Here is a 17,988-nt window from a genome sequence, read left to right as displayed (position 1 = left end):
GATTTCAAAAGTCAAGAAGTATTTGATTTTCTCGGTAGACGGCAGATGCGCATGCCGGTCACAAATTTCGACCCCACCCGTATGCCGCATTTGTTGCATACTCATATGAAAGGAAAAAGCCGCTCACCGAAGCGTATCCTTCACCAAGACTCAAAGTCATCATGTTGGAAAATGCTCATCTGTCGGAAGGAGTCGCTGTGGCAAAACAGCGCGTTACGATCGCAGACGTCGCTCGAGAGGCGGGAACCTCGACGGCAAGCGTCTCGTATTACCTCAACGACAAACGAGAAAAGCTTAGCGAGAAGACGCAGAACAAAATCGCGCGCGTCATTAAGGAACTCGGATACGTTCCCAACGCCCAAGCGCAGACGCTCACCGGCAAGCAAACCCACGTCATTGCCATCATCATTTTGGATAACACCAACAAATGGGCGGGGCTCGTTCTCAATGGCATGGAGCAGGTCATGCTCCCCGCGGGCTACCAGACGGTCGTTTGCACGAGCAACTTTAACCCCGAGACCGAGCTCATGTACGTCGACAAGATGCTCTCGCTGGGCGTCGATGGCTTTATCATCCAGCCCACGGCAAACTTCAAAGCCGTGCATGACCGCATTAGACGCGCCGGCAAGCCGGTCGTCTTTTTCGATGCGGCCATCTATAGCCCAGGTACCAGCTGGATCAAAACCAACCTTTACGACGGCGTGTACAACGCCACACAGGCACTCCTCGACGCCGGCTACGAAGATTTCTTTTCCATTGCCGCCAACATGACCGAAATGCGCACCCGCATGGAGCGTTTTCAGGGGTATGCCGAGGCGCTGGCAGCGAACGGGCAGCTCTACAAAGCGATTCCCATCGATCACAACAAGCCGTCAATCAACGAGCTCACCGAATACTTTAAATTCAAGTTCAATCCCGCCAAGCGAACCCTTATCTTCGTGCAAAATCAGTGGGCACTTCCCCGTGTCTACAAGGCCCTCCAGCCAATGGCCCATCTGCTTCCGCAGCAAATCGGCCTTTTGGGACTCAACTGCGAAGACTGGACTAATCTCACCACACCGACCGTCTCCACCATCATCGAGCCCGTCGACCAAGAAGGTCGCGAAGCAGCCGAGATGCTGCTCGCCCTACTTGACGGAAGCAGCGAACCCGGCGAGCAGCGCATTCTCGAGTGCAAGCTCAACTGGCTCGACTCCACCTCGATCTAGAACGCGGGACAAATGAATCAGTAGCGTCTATCCCAAATCTTGAGTATTTGTTCGACAGAACGGCCCCTGCCGGCTCCTGCTAGACTGGTAGATTCCCAACCGTCCATCCAGGAGCCTCAATGTCGCGCAAGCCCGCCTACAAGCAAGTACTTTCCATCGGCACCGCCGTGGTGCTCGGGTTTGCGCTGTTTACGGGATCGCTCGACGGAGCGCCCAAGTTGCTGTCGCCGCAAAGCGATGAGCAGGCGGTAGCTCTGGCCGAGAAACAAAACGAAAGTCCCAGCCGCACCGACGACGAGGCGGACCTGGTCGCTCGGCTCGAATCGGGAACGGCGAGCTCCTCGGACCCTCAAAACGGCCAGGACCCTGGCGATGGCTCCGATTCCGCCGCAACCGACACCGGCGACGGCGCTTCCGCGGACAGCGCCGCCACCCCCATCGACGAGGTCGAAAACCCCGACCTCAACCGCGCCCGCGGCGTATACCTCAGCAGCATTCCCGACTACGCGGGCAACCCCTATGTTGCCCTGCGCGCCGACAGCACGCACCCGCTCGGCACACCATCATTCACGCTCGATGAATACGAGCGCGCTACAGAAGAGGGCTGCTTTAAGAAGTTCTCCAAGCTCGACAGCCTGGGCCGCACCCGCAAAGCGCTCGCCTGCGTGGGCCCCGAATCACTCGGTCAAGGCGAGCGCGGCGATATCTCGCGTATCCATCCCGCTGGATGGCGCCAGCAGCGCTACGACTTTATTCCGGGCCAGAGCCTCTACAACCGCTGCCACCTTATCGCCTGGTCGCTCTGCGGCGAAAACGCCAACCGCAAGAATCTCCTCACCGGCACGCGCTATCTCAACGAAACGGGCATGCTGCCGTTTGAGGAGCAGATTCTCGGCTACATCCGCGACACGGGCAACCATGTGCTCTACCGCGTCACGCCCATGTATAGCGAAGAGGAACTTGTCTGCCGCGGTGTGCGCCTTGAGGCGCAATCGGTCGAGGACCACGGCAAGACCCTCTGCTTCCACGTATATTGCTACAACCTGCAGCCGCACGTGCAAATCGACTACGCCACCGGCCGCAACCAGACCTCGGGAGACTAGGACCGACCAAGCTGCCCCAAAACCTAAAATGATCCGTTTTCCTCCGTCCCCAAGGGACCAAAAAGGGCCGCCGCGGTTACCCAAGGCGGCCCTTTCGTCAGCATCTACATTGCAGGCAAAATCACACGCTACTTGGCGCGACCCTCCTCATAGCGCTCGACCAGCTTGGCCTGAACGTCATAGGGAACCTGCTCGTAGCCGGCGGGCTTCATGGTAAAGTCACCCGTGCCGCGCGTGATAGAGCGCAGGCGCGTCGAGTAATCCGTCAGCTCAGCCAGCGGGGCTTGAGCGATGACCACGGTGTCGCCGCGCTCATCGGTCTCCATGCCTGTCACGCGACCGCGCGAGGCCGAGATGTCGCCCATCACGGCGCCGGCGTAGCTCTCGGGGATAGTCACCGTGATTTCCTCGATGGGCTCCAGCACCACCGGGTCGGCATCGGCGCATGCCTTGCGCAGGCCGATGCGAGCCGCCGCGCGGAACGCCATCTCGTTGGAGTCGACGCTGTGATACGAGCCGTCGTACACAGCCACGCGAATGCCCGTGAGCGGGTAGCCGGCAATGATGCCGTCCTTCATGGTCTCCTGGACACCCTTGTCCACAGCGGGGATCAGCGAGCGCGGAATACGGCCGCCTACGACCTCGTCCACAAACTCATAGCCATCGCTCGTGCCGTCGGGCCCAATGAGCGGCTCAACGCGCAGCCAGCAGTCGCCATACTGACCGGCACCGCCAGTCTGCTTCTTGTGGCGGCCCTGGGCACTCGCCGTGCGGCGGATGGTCTCGCGATACGGAATGCGGATCGGCACGCTTTTGGCCACGACCTTGGTGCGATCCTCCAAACGGTTGAGCAGCACCGAAACCTGTGCCTCACCCACGGCGGAGATGATAGTCTGGCCGGTCTCCTCGTCGCGGTCGATGCTCATGGTCGGATCGGCCTTGCAGGCCTTTTCGATAAACGTGTAGAGCTTCTCTTCGTCGCCGCGGTTCTCGGCCTCGATGGCAATGCGATACTGCGAGTTGGGAAACTTAAACGCCGCTGCCTCGACCTTACCGGTAATGGAGAGCGTGTCACCCGTCTCTGCCGCCAACTTGGGCGCCACGATAATGTCGCCGGCATAGGCGTGACCGACCTCGGTCATGTCGCGGCCGCACATCACATACAGGTGAGCCAGACGATCGCTCTTGCGGGTACGCGCGTTGATCAGCTCAAGGCCCGGCTCAAGCGTGCCCGTCAGCACCTTGATAAAGCTGATGCGGCCCTGCTGCGGATCGGCCAGGGTCTTAAACACAAATGCCACCGGACGGTCATCGTCACTCGAGATCTTAAGCGAATCGCCGTCGATGAGTGGCATCTCGCCGTAGTCCGTCGGCGCCGGGAAGTACGTGGCGATGTCGTCCATCAGCGAGTTGACGCCCTGCTCCTTAATGCAATCGCCCGCAAAGACCGGCACAAAGATGCGCTCGGCGATCGCCTTCGACAGCAGACCTTCAAGCTCCTCCTGCGTCAGCGTCTCCTCGCCTTCCAAGTACTTCATCATCAGTTCGTCATCAGCCTCGGCCACCAGCTCGCACAGATGGTCATGGGCCTCCTCGGCCTGGGTACGATACTCCTCGGGAATCTCCGACTCAACGGCTTCGGTGCCGTTGCAATGGCGCGCCTTCATGCGCACTAGGTCGATGATGCCGTCAAAGTCCTCGCCCTCGCCCCAGGGAAGGGTCACGGCGCCCAGGCGCGTGCCAAAGCGCTCCTGCAGCAGGTCCATTGTGGTCGTAAAGCTGGCCTCGGAGCGCGACAGGCGGTTTACGAACACCGCACGCGCCAGGCGCAGGTCCTCGGCGGCATACCAGAGCTTAACCGTCGTAGGCTGCGGGCCGGCCTCGGCGTCGACCACAAACAGAGCCGTCTCGCAGACGCTCATCGCGGCAAAGGCGTCGCCGATAAAATCGGGATAGCACGGGGCATCGAGCACATTGATGCGCGCGCCCTTCCAGTCGATCGGCGCAATGGTCGTCGAGATGGAAAACGCACGCTTGACCTCTTCGGGGTCATAGTCGAGCGTGGGCTTGGTGCCGTCGTGGCCGCCCAGGCGGGCAGTCTTGCCAGAAAGGTGGAGCATGGCCTCGGCGAGTGAGGTCTTGCCCACCCCGCCTTGGCCTACGAGCACCACGTTCCTTACGTTACCGGTCTTGGGAGCACCCATGATGACCTCCTTGCAGGGCCGCGCGCAATGCGCGACGCCAACGGGGAGAGTTCGCGGTCGGTGCCATCCCGGGAGCAGCATGGTCGGCAGCCGAGCCGACTCACCCTCCAAATGTCCTATGCCACCACCCTACCCTCACGGGCGGCTGTCCATGCATACCTTTCGGCGCACGTATGAATACAGGCGGCGAGAGGAAGAGACAAGCTTGTGAGGCGATTATTGAACCCCGTCGATGCAAACAAAAAGCCGCCACAGACCGTAAGACCTGCGGCGGCTTCGCCTCAATTAATAGTTGAGTAAATACCTGAGCCTATCCCTCGATACGGCTCAAGAACTCACGGGTGCGCTGCTCACGCGGATGGTCGATAACCTGCTCGGCAGGACCCTCCTCGACAATGCGACCGCCGTCCATAAAGATCACGCGGTCGGCAACATCGCGCGCAAACTGCATCGCATGGGTCACGATCACCATCGTCATATTCTGCGCGGCAAGGTCTTTAATGACACGCAGCACCTCGGCCGTCAGCTCGGGATCGAGCGCCGAAGTCGGCTCATCAAAGAACAGGATCTCCGGATCGAGCGCCAAGGCGCGGGCGATACTCACACGCTGTTGTTGACCGCCCGAAAGCTCACATGGCACCTTGTTCTCGTTGCCCGTAAGCCCCATCTGCGCGATCAACTCACGCGCACGTGCTTCAGCCTGCTCGCGCGGGCGCTTGAGCACGCGAATCGGAGCATCGATGATGTTTTTCATCACGGTATAGTGCGGGAACAGGTTGTAATTTTGGAACACCAGGCCGAATCGCGAGCGTGCCCGCTTGGGCACATCGCCCTTCGCATAGACCGCGCCCGAACCCGCATCCGTCGCAACGGCAAGGTCACCAAACGAGAGTGAGCCTCCGTCGAGTGTCTCGAGCAGCGTGGCACACCGCAGCAGCGTGGACTTGCCGCCACCCGAAGGCCCGATAATCGCCACGACCTCGCCACGCTTGACCTCGAGCGAGATATCCTTGAGCACCTCATTGCCGCCAAACGCCTTGCGCGCGCTTTCGATTTTCATCACTGAGTTAGTCATGGTAATAGTCCAGCTTCTTTTCGGCAGCGCCCAGCAGCATCTCGACGACGAAGTTAAAGACCCAGTAGATTAGCGCCGCGATCGCAAACGGCACCATGCTCACCTGCGAGGCGACCAGCGCCTTGGCCGTCGAGAACATCTCACCCACGCCAATGGCAAACGCCAGCGACGTGTCCTTGACCAGCGTGATGATCTCGTTGCCCATCGCCGGCAGAATACGCTTGGCGACCTGCGGCATCACGATATACAGAAACGTCTGCACGCGCGAATAGCCCAGCACCTCGGCAGCCTCGTATTGACCGCGCGGAATGGACTGCAAGCCCGAGCGATAGATCTCGGCAAAGTAACCGGCGTAGTTGATGATGAACGCCACGACGCACGCCGTCCACTTGGAATCGGGCGTGAGCGAAATGCCAAACACGTAGTACGGGGCAAAGTAGATGGCAAACATCTGCAGCATGAGCGGCGTACCGCGCATGACCGAAATGTAGATGCGCGCAATCCAGCGAAGCGGCGCGATTTTGCTCATGCGCATAAACGCCACGGGGATTCCCAGCGGAATCGACCCCAGCAGTGTCAGCACAAACAACTGCAAACTGACCAAGAATCCCTGGCCAAGCATCTGCATCATGACCTGAATAGACATTACTTGAGCACCCAATTATCGAAAGATAGACCATAGCTTGAATACTTGTCGCACAGGTCCTTGACCGTGCCGTCCTCGTAGAGCGCCTTGAGCGACTCGGCTACAGCATCGGCCGACTTGGTGTCGCCCTTCTTAAAGCCAACGGCGTAGTGCTCGCTGGACAGCGGCTCATCAAGCTGCGTATAGGCATCGGGCTTGGCGGCAAGCTGATACTGGGCAATCGAAAGATCGCACGCCACGGCATCGACCGCGCCGCTCTCGAGCTGCATAAAGGCCGTGTTGTACTCGCCGATCGTGTCGAGCGTGGCAAACGTCGCTGCCAGGTCCTTCTGATCACCCTCAAGCACGTCCTGCGCAGCGGAATCAGTCTGGGTAATCACAGTCTTGCCGGCAAGATCGTCCCAGCTCTTGATGCCCGCATCCTTCTTGACCACCAGCACCTGCTCGTTGAGCATGTACGGCTCGGAGAACGTGTAGTCGTCCTCGCGACCCTCCATGGTAAAGCCGTTCCAGATGCAGTTGATGGCGCCCGAGTTAAGCAGCGTATCCTTGGCGTCCCAGTCGATGGCCTCGTATTTGACCTCCCAGTCCTGCTTATCGGCAACAGCCTTGGCCAGATCGAGATCAAAGCCGGTGTACTCGCCATCGTCGCCCACAAAGCCGTACGGAGGATAGGACTTATCGAAGCCCACCACGAGCTTCTTGGACTCCGCAGCACCCTTCACATCCTTGGCCGCGGCAGAGCCAGCAGCGGAGCCCTTGCCGGCACCACCGCCGCAACCGACAAGACCAAGGCCAAGCACCGTGGCGAGCGAGCCGGCTAGACCAACAAACTGACGACGAGACATATCGGTGTTCATGGTATCCCCCCTTGATGGCACTTTAGTTAAGTAAAGTGATTCGTGTAACGTCCAGAATCATACACTTTAGTGAGATGGAGTACAAGGGAGGGTTTGCCCAGCGTGGGCGGGGAGCGGCGCGTAATTAAGTTTCCTGCTCTACAGTCCTGCGCAAGACGGAAAGCACATTAAGTGCTTTCCTTTGCGTGCGGAACTCGCGATAAACTTAATTACGCGCCGCTCCCCGCCCACGCCGGGCAAACATCGTTGGACTTATCACTGACATGAAATAGGCGCTTGTATATCGTCCGCTAGCTTGGCACGGTACAATGCTTTCAGCTTTCAATTTGTAAATTAGTGGGGTTAATTCATGGCAGAATCTCGTGCGGAGCGTAAGGCTCGTCGTGCTTTGATCGAGGCGGCTGAGGGGTCAGAGGAGAAAAAATCTTCTCAGAAATCCAAGTCGTCTCAGGACGCGAAGGGTAAGTCGGCCAAGGGCAAGGCTAAGGCCAAGCGTCCCGGCTCTCGTCGGAACGAGGATAAGGCATCTCAGACTCGCTCCAAGCGCTCGCATAAAGATCGGGTTTCGTCTGCGCGTAAGGCTGTGGACCCCAAGTCCCCCTGTTCGATCATGAAAGCTTGCGGTGGGTGCACGGCGCTCAATCTTCCTTACAAGAAGCAGCTCGCCGCCAAGCAGGCTGCTATGGAGGAGCTTTTTGCTTCGCTCTGTGAGCGTGAGGGTATCGCCGTTGATTCTATTCGCGGTATGGGCGTGACCCTGGGCGATCCGGGTAAATATCCTGCGCCGCGTGGCTTTCGTCATAAGGCTGCCACTCCCTTTGCTCCCGGTAGGGAGGGCACTGTCCGTTGCGGTTTCTTTGAGCGCGGCACGCACAGGATCGTTGCCGTACCCGAGTGTCCTGTCGAGGCGCCGGGTGCCCGTCAGATTCTCAACGGCATCGCGCGTGAGGCTGAGCGCCTGCGCATTCCCGCCTTTAACGAGGACAAGCATCTGGGCTTGCTTCGCTATGCCGTCGTTCGCTGCGGCTGGCGTACCGACCAGGTCATGGTCACGCTCGTGACCGCTCAGCGCGACTTGCCGCATGCGCAGGAGTTCTTTGAGGCTGTCGCCGCACTCAATCCGCACATCGTCACCGTCGCCCAAAACATCAACGGACGTCCCGGCAACGCCATCCTCGGCGAGGCAACCCGCATTGTATATGGCGCCGAGTGCATGCGCGACCAGCTGCTCGGTTGCGAATTCGATATCTCCCCTACCGCGTTCTATCAGACCAATCCGCAGCAGACCGAGCTGCTCTATCAGCTCGCTATCGACGGCATGGATCTGCACCAGGGCGATGTGCTTATGGATGCTTACTGCGGCAGCGGCACCATCGGTCTTTGCGCAGCTAAAGATGCCCAGAACAAGGGGATCGGCATCATGCTGCTCGGTGTGGAGCGCAACCCGGCGGGCATTGCCGACGCACGCCGCAATGCCGAGCTCAACGGCCTCACCCGCAGCGCTTGGTTTATGGCCGACGATGCCACCGATTACATCCTAGATGCCGCCGACAACAACGAGCGGATCGATGTCCTTTCCATCGACCCGCCGCGTGCCGGATCCACCCCCGAGTTCCTCGAAGCTGCCTGCGCACTTAAGCCGCGCCGCATCACCTATATCAGCTGCAACCCCGTGACTCAAGAGCGCGACCTGCATCAGCTCCTCGACGGAGGCTATCGCCTGCTCAAGATCACGCCCGTCGACATGTTCCCTCACACCGACCACACCGAAACCGTAGCGGTCCTCGAACGCCGCTAACCAACCTCAGTATATTTTTGGGACAAGAAAGGTGGCGACCCGCCTGGGCCGCCCCCTTCGCTTGGTTTATAAACTCCGCTACATCCCATTGCGCAGATCGCACACGCCGGCTGCCGCCATCTCGCGCAGCAGCGTCTCGCGGTCGCGCGTCACGATCAAATCCAGCGGGAAGTGAATCTCGTCGAGCATCTTGCGCGCGTGATCGAGCTTGCCAATGGCCATGCCAATGTGGGCATCGGTCGACACGCCAATGCCCACGCCCAGCTCGGCGCAGCGCTCGGCGATCTTGCGGCATACGGCCCAATGCTCAGTGTCGACACCGTGTTCAAGACTATGGTTGTTGATCTCGATAATCTTGTGCTTGGCCTTAGCTGCCAACAGTACCTCGTCGATATCGAACGGCACGCCCGAGCGACCCGCGTGGCCCAGCATGAACACCTTGGGGTGTTCCAAGGCATTGACATACATCTCGGTCGTTTGGGCCAGCGTCGCGCCCTCAGCAATCTGCGGATTATGCACGCTTGCAACCAAATAATCCAAATTACGCGTAACCAAATCGAACAGTGAATGCTGACGGCTGTACGAATCGCCGGCAATATCGAGCGTGACAGGAGTGTCCTCGCCAAACAGGCTTCCGTCCAGCGAAACGATATCGGCCTCGGCACCACGCAGCACCAGCACGCCGCTCCAAATGCGCGGCCAGATATCCTGGTTGATAAAGAATTGGTAACTGCGCAGGTCATTGGGGCAAGCCGTAACCATAGAGCTCAGATGGTCGGCAGATCCGAGCACCTGCAGGCCACGCTCTGCCGCCCAGTACACATTCTCCTCAATGGTCGAATATGCATGCGCAGAGAACATCGTATGGGTATGAATGTCACAAGAAAGCAGGTAGGGCATCAGGTCTCCTTATCTGGCACGGCCGTCGCTTATATTCATTGTACGCATAGCCTTCGATAGTCGTAAAACCGCTCCATCCCAAAGACACAACGTCCATGACAACGGGGTCCGGCTTAACACCAAACCCCGTTTCACGTAAAACATTGTAGGCAGAGCGCTTTACTTTTAACGATACTCGTCCGCCAACTGTTTCCAAGCGGGTAGCGAATTGACAATCGTTTCGTAACTCACGCAATAGCCCAGGCGGAACCAACCCGGCATACCAAAGCTGTCCGAGGGAACCGCAAGCAACTCATACTTCTTTGCGCGCTCGCAAAACGCATTCGCATCGGGCTCCAACGCTTTCACCCATAGGTAGAACGCGCCATCCGGCTCAACATAGGTGTAGCCATACTCCGCTAGTGCGTCGGTAAGCGCGGTGCGGTTGCGTGCATAGGCCTCAACGTCACTCGGCTCATCGATGCAGTCGATAATTACGCGCTGAAAGAGCGCCGGCGCGCACACGAAGCCCAGCGTACGGGCGGCACCGGCAACGGCGGGCATTAGACGATCTGCCTGAGGATTCGTATTGGGAACAAGGATCCATCCCACGCGCTCGCCCGGCAGCGAAAGCGACTTAGAATACGAGTAGCACACCACGGTGTTCTCGTAGATCGAGGGCACCCAAGGCACCTCGGCACCGTACACGATCTCGCGGTACGGCTCATCCGAGATGAGCATAATCTGATTCTCGGGATCGCGTTGAGCGTTGGCCTCGCGCAGAACATTGGCCAGTCGCGTCAGCGTGTCGCGTGTATATACGGCACCGGTCGGGTTATTCGGCGAGTCGATGATGACGGCAGTCGTCTTATCGGTAATCGCCTTGAGCACGTTGTCCACGCTCAGCTGGAACGTATCTTCATCGGCGAGCGCCTCGACACACGTACAGCCGGCCTTCTCAATCCAAACGCGATACTCCGGAAAGTACGGAGCGATAACAATAACCTCGTCGCCCGGATTCGTAACGGCGTTGAGCGTACAAGTGAGCGAAGCCGCCGCGCCCACGGTCATAAAGACGTCTTTGCCCTCATAGCTCGTGCCAAAGCGGCGGTTGAGCGATTCGGCCACAGCGGCACGACATTGCGGCAGGCCCGGTGCGGGGGTGTAGCCGTGCAGCTGGTCACTCGGCAGCTCCAGGGCCTTCTTAATCGACTCCGCCACGGCATCGGGCGCCGGAACGCTCGGATTGCCCAACGAAAAATCGAATACGTTTTCCGCACCGATCTGCGCCTTGCGCTCAAGACCATAGCTAAAAATCTCGCGGATGATGGAGCTTTCCGCACCGTGAGCATACATAGTTTCGTTGATCATCTGTTCCCCTTTCGCATAGGCGCTATTGTACGCTTTAGCCGAGCAAAGTGCCGCAGCAATGTTGATTGGGGACAGACTTAAATGCGTGAAAACGCTCATTTAAGTCTGTCCCCAATCAACAGATGGCCCAATATCGCTCAAAAAAGCCTCCGCAGGTTTCCCCGCGGAGGCTTTCACCACAAAGACTATTTGTCGTCGTCGGTGTCGGCACCGGCATTAACGGCACAGTCATCGCCGGCATCATCGGATGCGACTTCGGCATCCTCCTGCATGGCCGCCTGCGCAAAGGCCGCGGCATCAGCCGCCAGCTCCTCCTCGCTCATACGAGGCGCGCGCTTCTTGGTCGGCATGCCGGCCGCCTTGGCATTGCGCTCCTCCTTGGCCGCCAGGATATCGCCCTCGCGCTCAAGGTAGGCGTCCCACTCGTTATCGAGCAGGGCATTCACGGCATCGCCCTCGACAGTCTCGCGCTCAAGCAGCACCTTCGCCATCAGATCGAGCTGATCGCGACGGGCATCCAAGATCTCGACAGCACGACGATGGGCCTCGCGCATGATGCGCTGAACCTCGATATCAATGCGGCGCGCCGTCTCCTCGGAGTAATCCTGATGATCGGCATAGTCGCGGCCCAGGAATACCTGATGCTGCGCCTCGCCAAAGACCTGAGTGCCCAGCTCCTCGCTCATGCCCAGACGTGTGACCATCTCGCGCGCCATCTTGGTTGCGCGCTCCAGATCGTTGCTCGCGCCCGACGTAATGTCATCGCACATGAGCTCCTCGGCAACGCGACCGCCCAAGAACACGGCGAGCTCGTCGAGTATCTCGTTCTTGGTCTTGAGGAAGTGGTCCTCCTGCGGAAGCTGCAGCGTGTAACCCAGAGCCTGACCGCGGCTGACGATCGAGATCTTGTGGACCGGATCGGAGTGCTCAAGGATGTGGCCCACCAGGGCGTGACCGCTCTCGTGGTAGGCAATCGTGGTGCGCTCGGCCTCGGTCATCACGCGACCCTTGCGCTGCGGTCCGGCAATCACGCGCTCCATCGATTCCTCGACCTCGTCCATCGAGATCACGGAACGATGACGGCGAGCGGCCAGCAGCGCAGACTCGTTGAGCAGGTTCGCCAAATCGGCACCAGTAAAGCCAACAGTCATCTGGGCGAGCTTCTCAAACTTAACGTCCTCGTCCATCGGCTTGTTCTCAGCGTGCACGCGCAAGATCTGCTCGCGGCCCTTCACGTCCGGACGGTCGACCGTAACCTGACGGTCAAAACGGCCGGGACGCAGCAGCGCCGGATCCAGAATGTCGGGGCGGTTGGTGGCGGCGATCAGGATGACCGACTCGCTCTCCTCAAAACCGTCCATCTCGACCAGCAGCTGGTTGAGCGTCTGCTCGCGCTCGTCGTGACCGCCGCCCAACCCAGCTCCGCGCTGACGTCCCACGGCATCGATCTCATCGATGAAGATGATCGACGGGGCCTGGGACTTGGCCTCCTTAAAGAGGTCACGCACACGGCTGGCGCCGACACCTACGAACATCTCGACAAAGTCGGAACCCGAGATGCTAAAGAACGGCACGCCCGCCTCGCCGGCAACGGCCTTGGCCAGCAGCGTTTTACCGGTGCCCGGAGGGCCAACCAGCAACACGCCACGCGGGATCTTGGCGCCCAGCTTGCGATAGCGATCCGGATCACTCAAAAAGTCACGGATCTCCTCGAGCTCCTCGACTGCCTCGTCCACGCCGGCAACGTCCTCGAACTTGACCTTGGGGCGTGTGGCCTCGTTGGTCTTAGCGTTGGTCTTGCCAAACTGCATGTTCCTGTTGTTGGCGCCCATCATCTGGCGCATAAAGTAGAACATGATGGCGATAAGGGCGATCGTCGGAAGCACACTCATCGCCAAGTCGCCCCAAAAATCGGGGTCGTTGGTGTTGACGATGTACTTGGTATCGGGGTGCTCCGCCATGAGCTCGGCAAGCGAATCGGAGCCGACATAGGTCGAGGAGAAACTCTTGAGCTCGCTCGTATCGCCCTTGTCCTTCTTCGTCTTCCAGTAATGACCCGTCACGCTTCCGTCTTGAACCGTATAGGTCAGATCTTCGACGCGATCCTGCTTAATGGCGTTGACCATCTCGCTCGTCGCGAGCTTTACGGTATTGCTGGAATTGGCAAAGCCAGAGCCCATGTTAAAGAAGGCGTAGCCCAGAAGCGCGCAAGCCAAAATGAAATACAGCCAGCCCGTACGCGTGGGCTTCTTGCCTCCGGGCATCCCCGGGATCTTAGGCTCCCGGGGAGTCTGGGAATTGTTATCGTTACGGTCGTCGGGCATCTTACGAATAAACCTCCGGTTTCAAAATGCCCAGATACGGAAGGTTACGATAGCGCTCGGCATAGTCGAGGCCGTAGCCCACCACAAAGGCATCGGGGCAATGGGTTCCAACATACTTGGGCGTGATGGCCGAGACGCGGTCCTCAACGTCCTTCCACAGGAAGGCGGCGACCTCCAGAGAAGCGGGCTTGCGGCTCTCGAGGTTCTTCATCAGATACTTGAGCGTCAGGCCCGAGTCCAGAATGTCCTCGACGATCAGCACGTCGCGACCGCGGATGTCGATATCCAGGTCCTTAATGATACGCACGATACCCGAGGACTTCACACCGTCGCCGTAGCTCGAAACAGCCATGAAATCGATGTTGGTCGGCAGCTCGATCTTACGCATCAGGTCGCCCATAAAGACCACGGCGCCGCGCAGGACCGCAATCAGCACCAGATCCTTACCCGCGTAGTCGCGAGTAATCTCCTCGCCCAAGCGAGAGACGATACCGTCGATATCCTCCTGCGTAAACAGAACCTTCTCGATATCCGGATGTTGAGAAGCCATGACAACCCTTTCTTGTGCTTATCGCCCACACACCGCCGTATGGACGCGAACTTCACATTCTAGCAGCGCACGGGGTAAATTTACCAGCCCGTGCGCCATCAGCGCGGGAATACCGTCAACGTCGCACAGAATAGCAGGCGTGGGACGCTATTCCGCATCGACCACGCGGAGCAGATATGCCACGCGCGTTGCGGCCGTGCACTTAAAACGCTCGTCCGCGCGAACTCCGGCGACCCACACCACGGCACCCCCCGGCGCCGTCCTCACCATGGGCACGCCGGCGCGCTCGGAAACGGGAATGCGAGCCTCACCTAGCAAGTCGGATACTTTCTTGCTTCGGCCACTCATCCCTAACGGGCACATCACGTCTCCCGGTGCTGGACCGTCCACCCACAGGCGCGCCAATCGCGCCTCGGCAGGGATCTCGCCACGCGAGCCCGCCAGGATCCGCTCACTATCGCTGTCGGCAAAACCCAGGGCAGCCGCGTCTACCAAAGCTGTCACTTCCCCGGCAGCCGCAAGCTCACGGGCTCGGCGCACGATATCGCATCCCGGCTCAACGGCCATCGGTTCTGTGACCAGCATGCGTCCCCCGCCCAACGGCAAACGGCCGGGCACGGTAACCCAGTCCGCGACCAGGCCCTCGCGAGCCGCCGGCGCCTTAAACGCCAGCATGCCAAACTCAATGCGTGCGTCAATCCCCGCCGGAAGCGTGACCGAGCCGGCACCCTCGGCAACGCAGGAAAGGACTCGCTCCACATGTCGCATCCCTGGACGGGCGTCCGGATCGATGCGCTTAATCGCCAGTCGCACGATGCGCCGCGCGATTACCACCTCGGCTGCAGCAAGGCGCCTGGCATCGAGCACCAGCGCGCCCGCTGCCTCTTTGCGCAAACAGCTTCGAAACGCCTGTGCCGAAAGCTGAGACAAAAACGCGTCCTCATCGCCTAAGATCTCGCAGGCGGCGCCAATCGTCTTGCAGACGCTCGCGTTGCGCTGCGCCACCACCGGCATCACTCGATGGCGCACGTAGTTTCGTAGATACGAGATGTCCTCATTGCTCTCGTCTTCACGCCACGGCTGACCATGTACCTGCAGATAGCCCACCAGCTCGCCGTGAGTCAGGTCGAGCAAGGGACGCACCACGATATTCCTCCGGCGAGGAATGCTCGATAGGCCAGCGGGCCCCGAACCCTTAATCGCGTTCATCAAAAACGTTTCCGCGCGATCCGAAGACGTGTGCGCGGTGCAGATACGAGCCGCCGTTCGCGGTGCCCCCGTCTGGGCGCAGAGCTCGCGAACATACCTTCGCGCCGCGGCATAGCGCACCTCGCGGGCAGCCGCCTCGATATTGCCCGATTCATCATCAAAATATGCATGCTCGACACACAGCGGTAAACCATATTGTGCGCAGAGCTCACGCACAAAGGCCTCGTCGCCATCGGACGCCTTGCCGCGCAGATGATGGTTCACATGCAGCACGTGCAGTCGCTCGCGCGCGATGGGGGCCACACCACGCCCATCCAGAATATCCAACTTTGATGTGCACGCCATAAGGAGCAAAGCCGTCGAGTCCGCACCACCTGATACCATGAGCACCACGGGGGCAGCCGTCCGCCGCGTTGCCAAGGCTTTATCATCAGCCCACGATGCAGCATGGTGTCCATAATGCTGAGATACCGTTGGCATTTGCTTCCTCCTCTATTCGTCCGCACCCATTGTATCCTTTGGAATCTTATGTCTCGTCTGCACCTTCATATCCTCGGCAGTGGCTCTAAAGGCAACTGCGCACTTATCGAGGGCCCGCAGGGGCTCATTATGGTCGATGACGGACTGTCTCGCCGCGAGACATTAAAACGCATGGCAGAACTGGGGCTCTCGGCAGACAACGTCTCGGCTCTTCTCATTACTCATGAGCATAGCGATCACATCAAGGGCCTCGATGTCTGGTGCAAGCACTGGCACGGCCCCCTCTTTGCCAGCAGGGGCACTCTTTCGAACAAAGAAAATCTTTCGCATCTGTCTGTCGAGGAATTCGATCCCGGCGACGCCCTATCCATTGCCGGCATCCACGTGCAAACCTACTCAACATCACACGATGTCATCAATCCAGTCGGCTATCGATTCGACGCCCTCGATGATTCCATCGGCTTTGCCACCGACACCGGAGAGCTATCGAGCCAAGCCATGAACACCCTCAAAGATTGTCGAGTCCTCGCGCTCGAAAGCAACCACGATGTGACCATGCTGCGCGAGGGAGAATATCCCCGCTTTCTTCAGGAGCGCATCCTGTCTGCAAGGGGACACCTCTCCAATGGCCAAGCCGCCGAAGCCGCGCGCGAACTTGTTACCGATCGCACCGAACAGCTCATTGCCATGCATATCAGCCAAGATAACAATCGTCCGAGCCTTACCGTCAAAAGCTATGCCAAAGCTCTGGCCGCAACCCTGGATGACGAGGTTGGCAGCTCCGCAACCCTTCTCCAAGGATCGCGAAAACTCTCGATACGCCCTGCAAGTCAGTATCAACCGACAACCATTGTATAGACCGCTCAATAAAACAAAAGGGGCCGGGAATCAAATCCCAGCCCCTTTATCTTGGCTCAAAAGCTCTGACCATCGGAAACGTTAGTCGATGGAGATCTTCGTAACGTTCTTCTTCTCGACGATCTTGGGAACCGTAACGGTCAGGATGCCGTCAGCATACTTAGCAGAGAGACCCTCGCTCGAAGCGTCCTTCAGATATACGCCACGCGTCGCGCTGTACGAGCTGAACTCCTTCTGCAGGAAGTTCTTGCCCTCGTTCTCCTCGTCTTCCTCGACATTCACGCTAATGGACAGACGGCCCTCATTAAGCTCGACATCGATATCGTCCTTGGCGACGCCGGTCAGATAAGCCTTGACCTCATAGCCATCGCCCTTATCCTCAACGTCAACGGGAAACGCCTTGGAGGCAATAGAGCTGTTCGCCAGGTCACTCATATCATCAAACAGATCGAACAGCGAGCTAGCAGAGGGACGAACGCCAAAAACCGAACGATAAGGAACCATGCTTGCCATGTTTACCACTCCTTTATAGGACTGCCGAGTCATCTTCTAGGTGACTGGGACTTCTTTTGACGTTCTTATATATGCCCACCCGGTGCTCATATATACACCGACTATAAAGTTTTTTGAGTCCAGTACTATAAGCATATCTAAGTGAGTAAGACTCAGGTTTTTGGAAGGTTAAGGTTCTTTGAACCAGAGCTTAAATAACGAGTATGTCCACAGCTACAAATAACAAGGGGCTTACAATGAGCGCGTACACGTTGTTGGTAACGAGCTAAAGGGCATCATGGACGACCAAAACCAGAACAATATGTTTATGCCGACGCAGGGGGAAGATATTTCCACGCAGCCGCCACGGTTCCGTCGCCCCCACATCTCGCAAGAGCCCATTAATGATGCAGAGCCCGAATATGTGACGAGAAATCGATATCAAACGCTCGAGGATGCCCAAACGGGACGTAAGCATATGGGCGTCGCCTCGGGAGACCCTGTATATCTGAAAGACGCACCATTATCTAAAAACAGCGCAGCTAGTGATGAGCCGATGAAAGCATCCGCCACTCATCGACAAAGAGGTCCTCGACCAAAGCAAACCTTGACGCATTCGGCTCGCTATCTCGAAACGCCAAAACAGGGAAAATCAATCTTCGTTTCGACAAGTAAACGACGCAAGCAGCATCGACTGACAATCCTGCTTTTGATCATTGCGGTCATAGCAGTTGCCCTTGTTATTCGATTTATTTTCTTTAAATAAAAGCTCAATACCAAAAACGATAAGATCGTCTGGTGTAAATGAGTCATTTACGCCCGGTAAACGCAAAAAAGGGGGAGGCCGCGAGGCCTCCCCCTTCTAAGTTCAAGCGTACGGCTCGGTGCCGTCCACCGGTCAGCGGCGCCCTGGCCTCCCACGGGCTGACCC

15 protein-coding genes are annotated in these 17,988 nt (G+C 58.5%); 5 read left to right on the top strand and 10 right to left on the bottom strand.

The genetic code is table 11. The annotated features are described in order from the left end of the window. Window positions 1–197 precede the first annotated feature (197 nt). Together FGQ61_RS07000 and FGQ61_RS06995 are read left to right on the top strand one after the other, a co-directional pair. Window positions 198–1,208, top strand: coding sequence for a LacI family DNA-binding transcriptional regulator (locus FGQ61_RS07000; protein ID WP_040359542.1), 1,011 nt, complete (start codon window positions 198–200; stop codon window positions 1,206–1,208). A 119-nt stretch (window positions 1,209–1,327) separates the two neighbouring features. Further along, the gene (locus FGQ61_RS06995; protein ID WP_138375047.1) at window positions 1,328–2,311 is read left to right on the top strand and encodes a DNA/RNA non-specific endonuclease; all 984 of its coding nucleotides are present in this window, start codon (window positions 1,328–1,330) and stop codon (window positions 2,309–2,311) included. Between the two features lie 128 nt (window positions 2,312–2,439). On the opposite strand, the gene FGQ61_RS06990 is transcribed toward FGQ61_RS06995, so the two are convergent. From FGQ61_RS06990 to FGQ61_RS06975, 4 genes are all read right to left on the bottom strand, one after another. Continuing rightward, a complete protein-coding gene (locus FGQ61_RS06990; protein ID WP_138375046.1) occupies window positions 2,440–4,515 on the bottom strand; it encodes an elongation factor G in 2,076 nt (691 codons plus the stop codon). Between the two features lie 310 nt (window positions 4,516–4,825). Beyond that, window positions 4,826–5,590, bottom strand: a complete 765-nt coding sequence (locus FGQ61_RS06985; RefSeq protein ID WP_138375045.1) for an amino acid ABC transporter ATP-binding protein — start codon at window positions 5,588–5,590, stop codon at window positions 4,826–4,828. After that, on the bottom strand, window positions 5,583–6,236 hold the full coding sequence (locus FGQ61_RS06980) for an amino acid ABC transporter permease (protein ID WP_006235606.1): 654 nt from the start codon (window positions 6,234–6,236) through the stop codon (window positions 5,583–5,585). Before FGQ61_RS06980 ends, FGQ61_RS06985 begins: the two co-directional genes overlap by 8 nt. Next, entirely contained in the window at window positions 6,236–7,096 is an 861-nt protein-coding gene (locus FGQ61_RS06975) for a transporter substrate-binding domain-containing protein (RefSeq protein ID WP_138375044.1), read from the bottom strand. Before FGQ61_RS06975 ends, FGQ61_RS06980 begins: the two co-directional genes overlap by 1 nt. A 349-nt stretch (window positions 7,097–7,445) precedes the next feature. On the opposite strand from FGQ61_RS06975, the gene rlmD reads away from it, so the two are divergent. After that, entirely contained in the window at window positions 7,446–8,894 is a 1,449-nt protein-coding gene (rlmD, locus tag FGQ61_RS06970; RefSeq protein WP_138375043.1) for a 23S rRNA (uracil(1939)-C(5))-methyltransferase RlmD, read from the top strand. 78 nt (window positions 8,895–8,972) lie between these two features. On the opposite strand, the gene FGQ61_RS06965 is transcribed toward rlmD, so the two are convergent. The 5 genes from FGQ61_RS06965 to tilS form a co-directional block, all read right to left on the bottom strand. Continuing rightward, window positions 8,973–9,794: a phosphatase gene (locus FGQ61_RS06965; RefSeq protein WP_138375042.1), complete on the bottom strand. Its 822-nt coding sequence runs from the start codon at window positions 9,792–9,794 to the stop codon at window positions 8,973–8,975. A gap of 165 nt (window positions 9,795–9,959) precedes the next feature. After that, window positions 9,960–11,144, bottom strand: a complete 1,185-nt coding sequence (locus tag FGQ61_RS06960) for a pyridoxal phosphate-dependent aminotransferase (RefSeq protein ID WP_138375041.1) — start codon at window positions 11,142–11,144, stop codon at window positions 9,960–9,962. Window positions 11,145–11,329: 185 nt separating this feature from the next. After that, a complete protein-coding gene (ftsH, locus tag FGQ61_RS06955; protein WP_138375040.1) occupies window positions 11,330–13,468 on the bottom strand; it encodes an ATP-dependent zinc metalloprotease FtsH in 2,139 nt (712 codons plus the stop codon). Between the two features lies 1 nt (window position 13,469). Then, window positions 13,470–14,018 (bottom strand): hypoxanthine phosphoribosyltransferase, encoded by a 549-nt coding sequence (gene hpt, locus FGQ61_RS06950; RefSeq protein ID WP_022093938.1) that lies wholly within the window; start codon window positions 14,016–14,018, stop codon window positions 13,470–13,472. A 147-nt stretch (window positions 14,019–14,165) separates the two neighbouring features. Beyond that, complete coding sequence (gene tilS, locus FGQ61_RS06945) at window positions 14,166–15,707, bottom strand: tRNA lysidine(34) synthetase TilS (protein ID WP_171021539.1); 1,542 nt, start codon at window positions 15,705–15,707, stop codon at window positions 14,166–14,168. A 48-nt stretch (window positions 15,708–15,755) separates the two neighbouring features. Here tilS and FGQ61_RS06940 point away from each other — a divergent pair, with 48 nt between their 5' ends. Beyond that, entirely contained in the window at window positions 15,756–16,565 is an 810-nt protein-coding gene (locus tag FGQ61_RS06940) for an MBL fold metallo-hydrolase (protein ID WP_138375039.1), read from the top strand. 81 nt (window positions 16,566–16,646) lie between these two features. Here the strand turns inward: FGQ61_RS06940 and FGQ61_RS06935 are convergent, their stop codons facing one another. Further along, window positions 16,647–17,078, bottom strand: coding sequence for an Hsp20/alpha crystallin family protein (locus FGQ61_RS06935; protein WP_035138719.1), 432 nt, complete (start codon window positions 17,076–17,078; stop codon window positions 16,647–16,649). A gap of 277 nt (window positions 17,079–17,355) precedes the next feature. On the opposite strand from FGQ61_RS06935, the gene FGQ61_RS06930 reads away from it, so the two are divergent. Next, window positions 17,356–17,823 carry a hypothetical protein gene (locus FGQ61_RS06930; RefSeq protein WP_138375038.1) on the top strand — a complete coding sequence of 156 codons (468 nt, stop codon included), beginning with the start codon at window positions 17,356–17,358 and terminating at the stop codon, window positions 17,821–17,823. Window positions 17,824–17,988 lie beyond the last annotated feature (165 nt).

The sequence above is a fragment of the Collinsella aerofaciens genome, assembly GCF_005844325.1.
Taxonomy (GTDB): domain Bacteria; phylum Actinomycetota; class Coriobacteriia; order Coriobacteriales; family Coriobacteriaceae; genus Collinsella; species Collinsella aerofaciens_G.
This window is presented reverse-complemented; position numbering and strand designations above follow the sequence as displayed.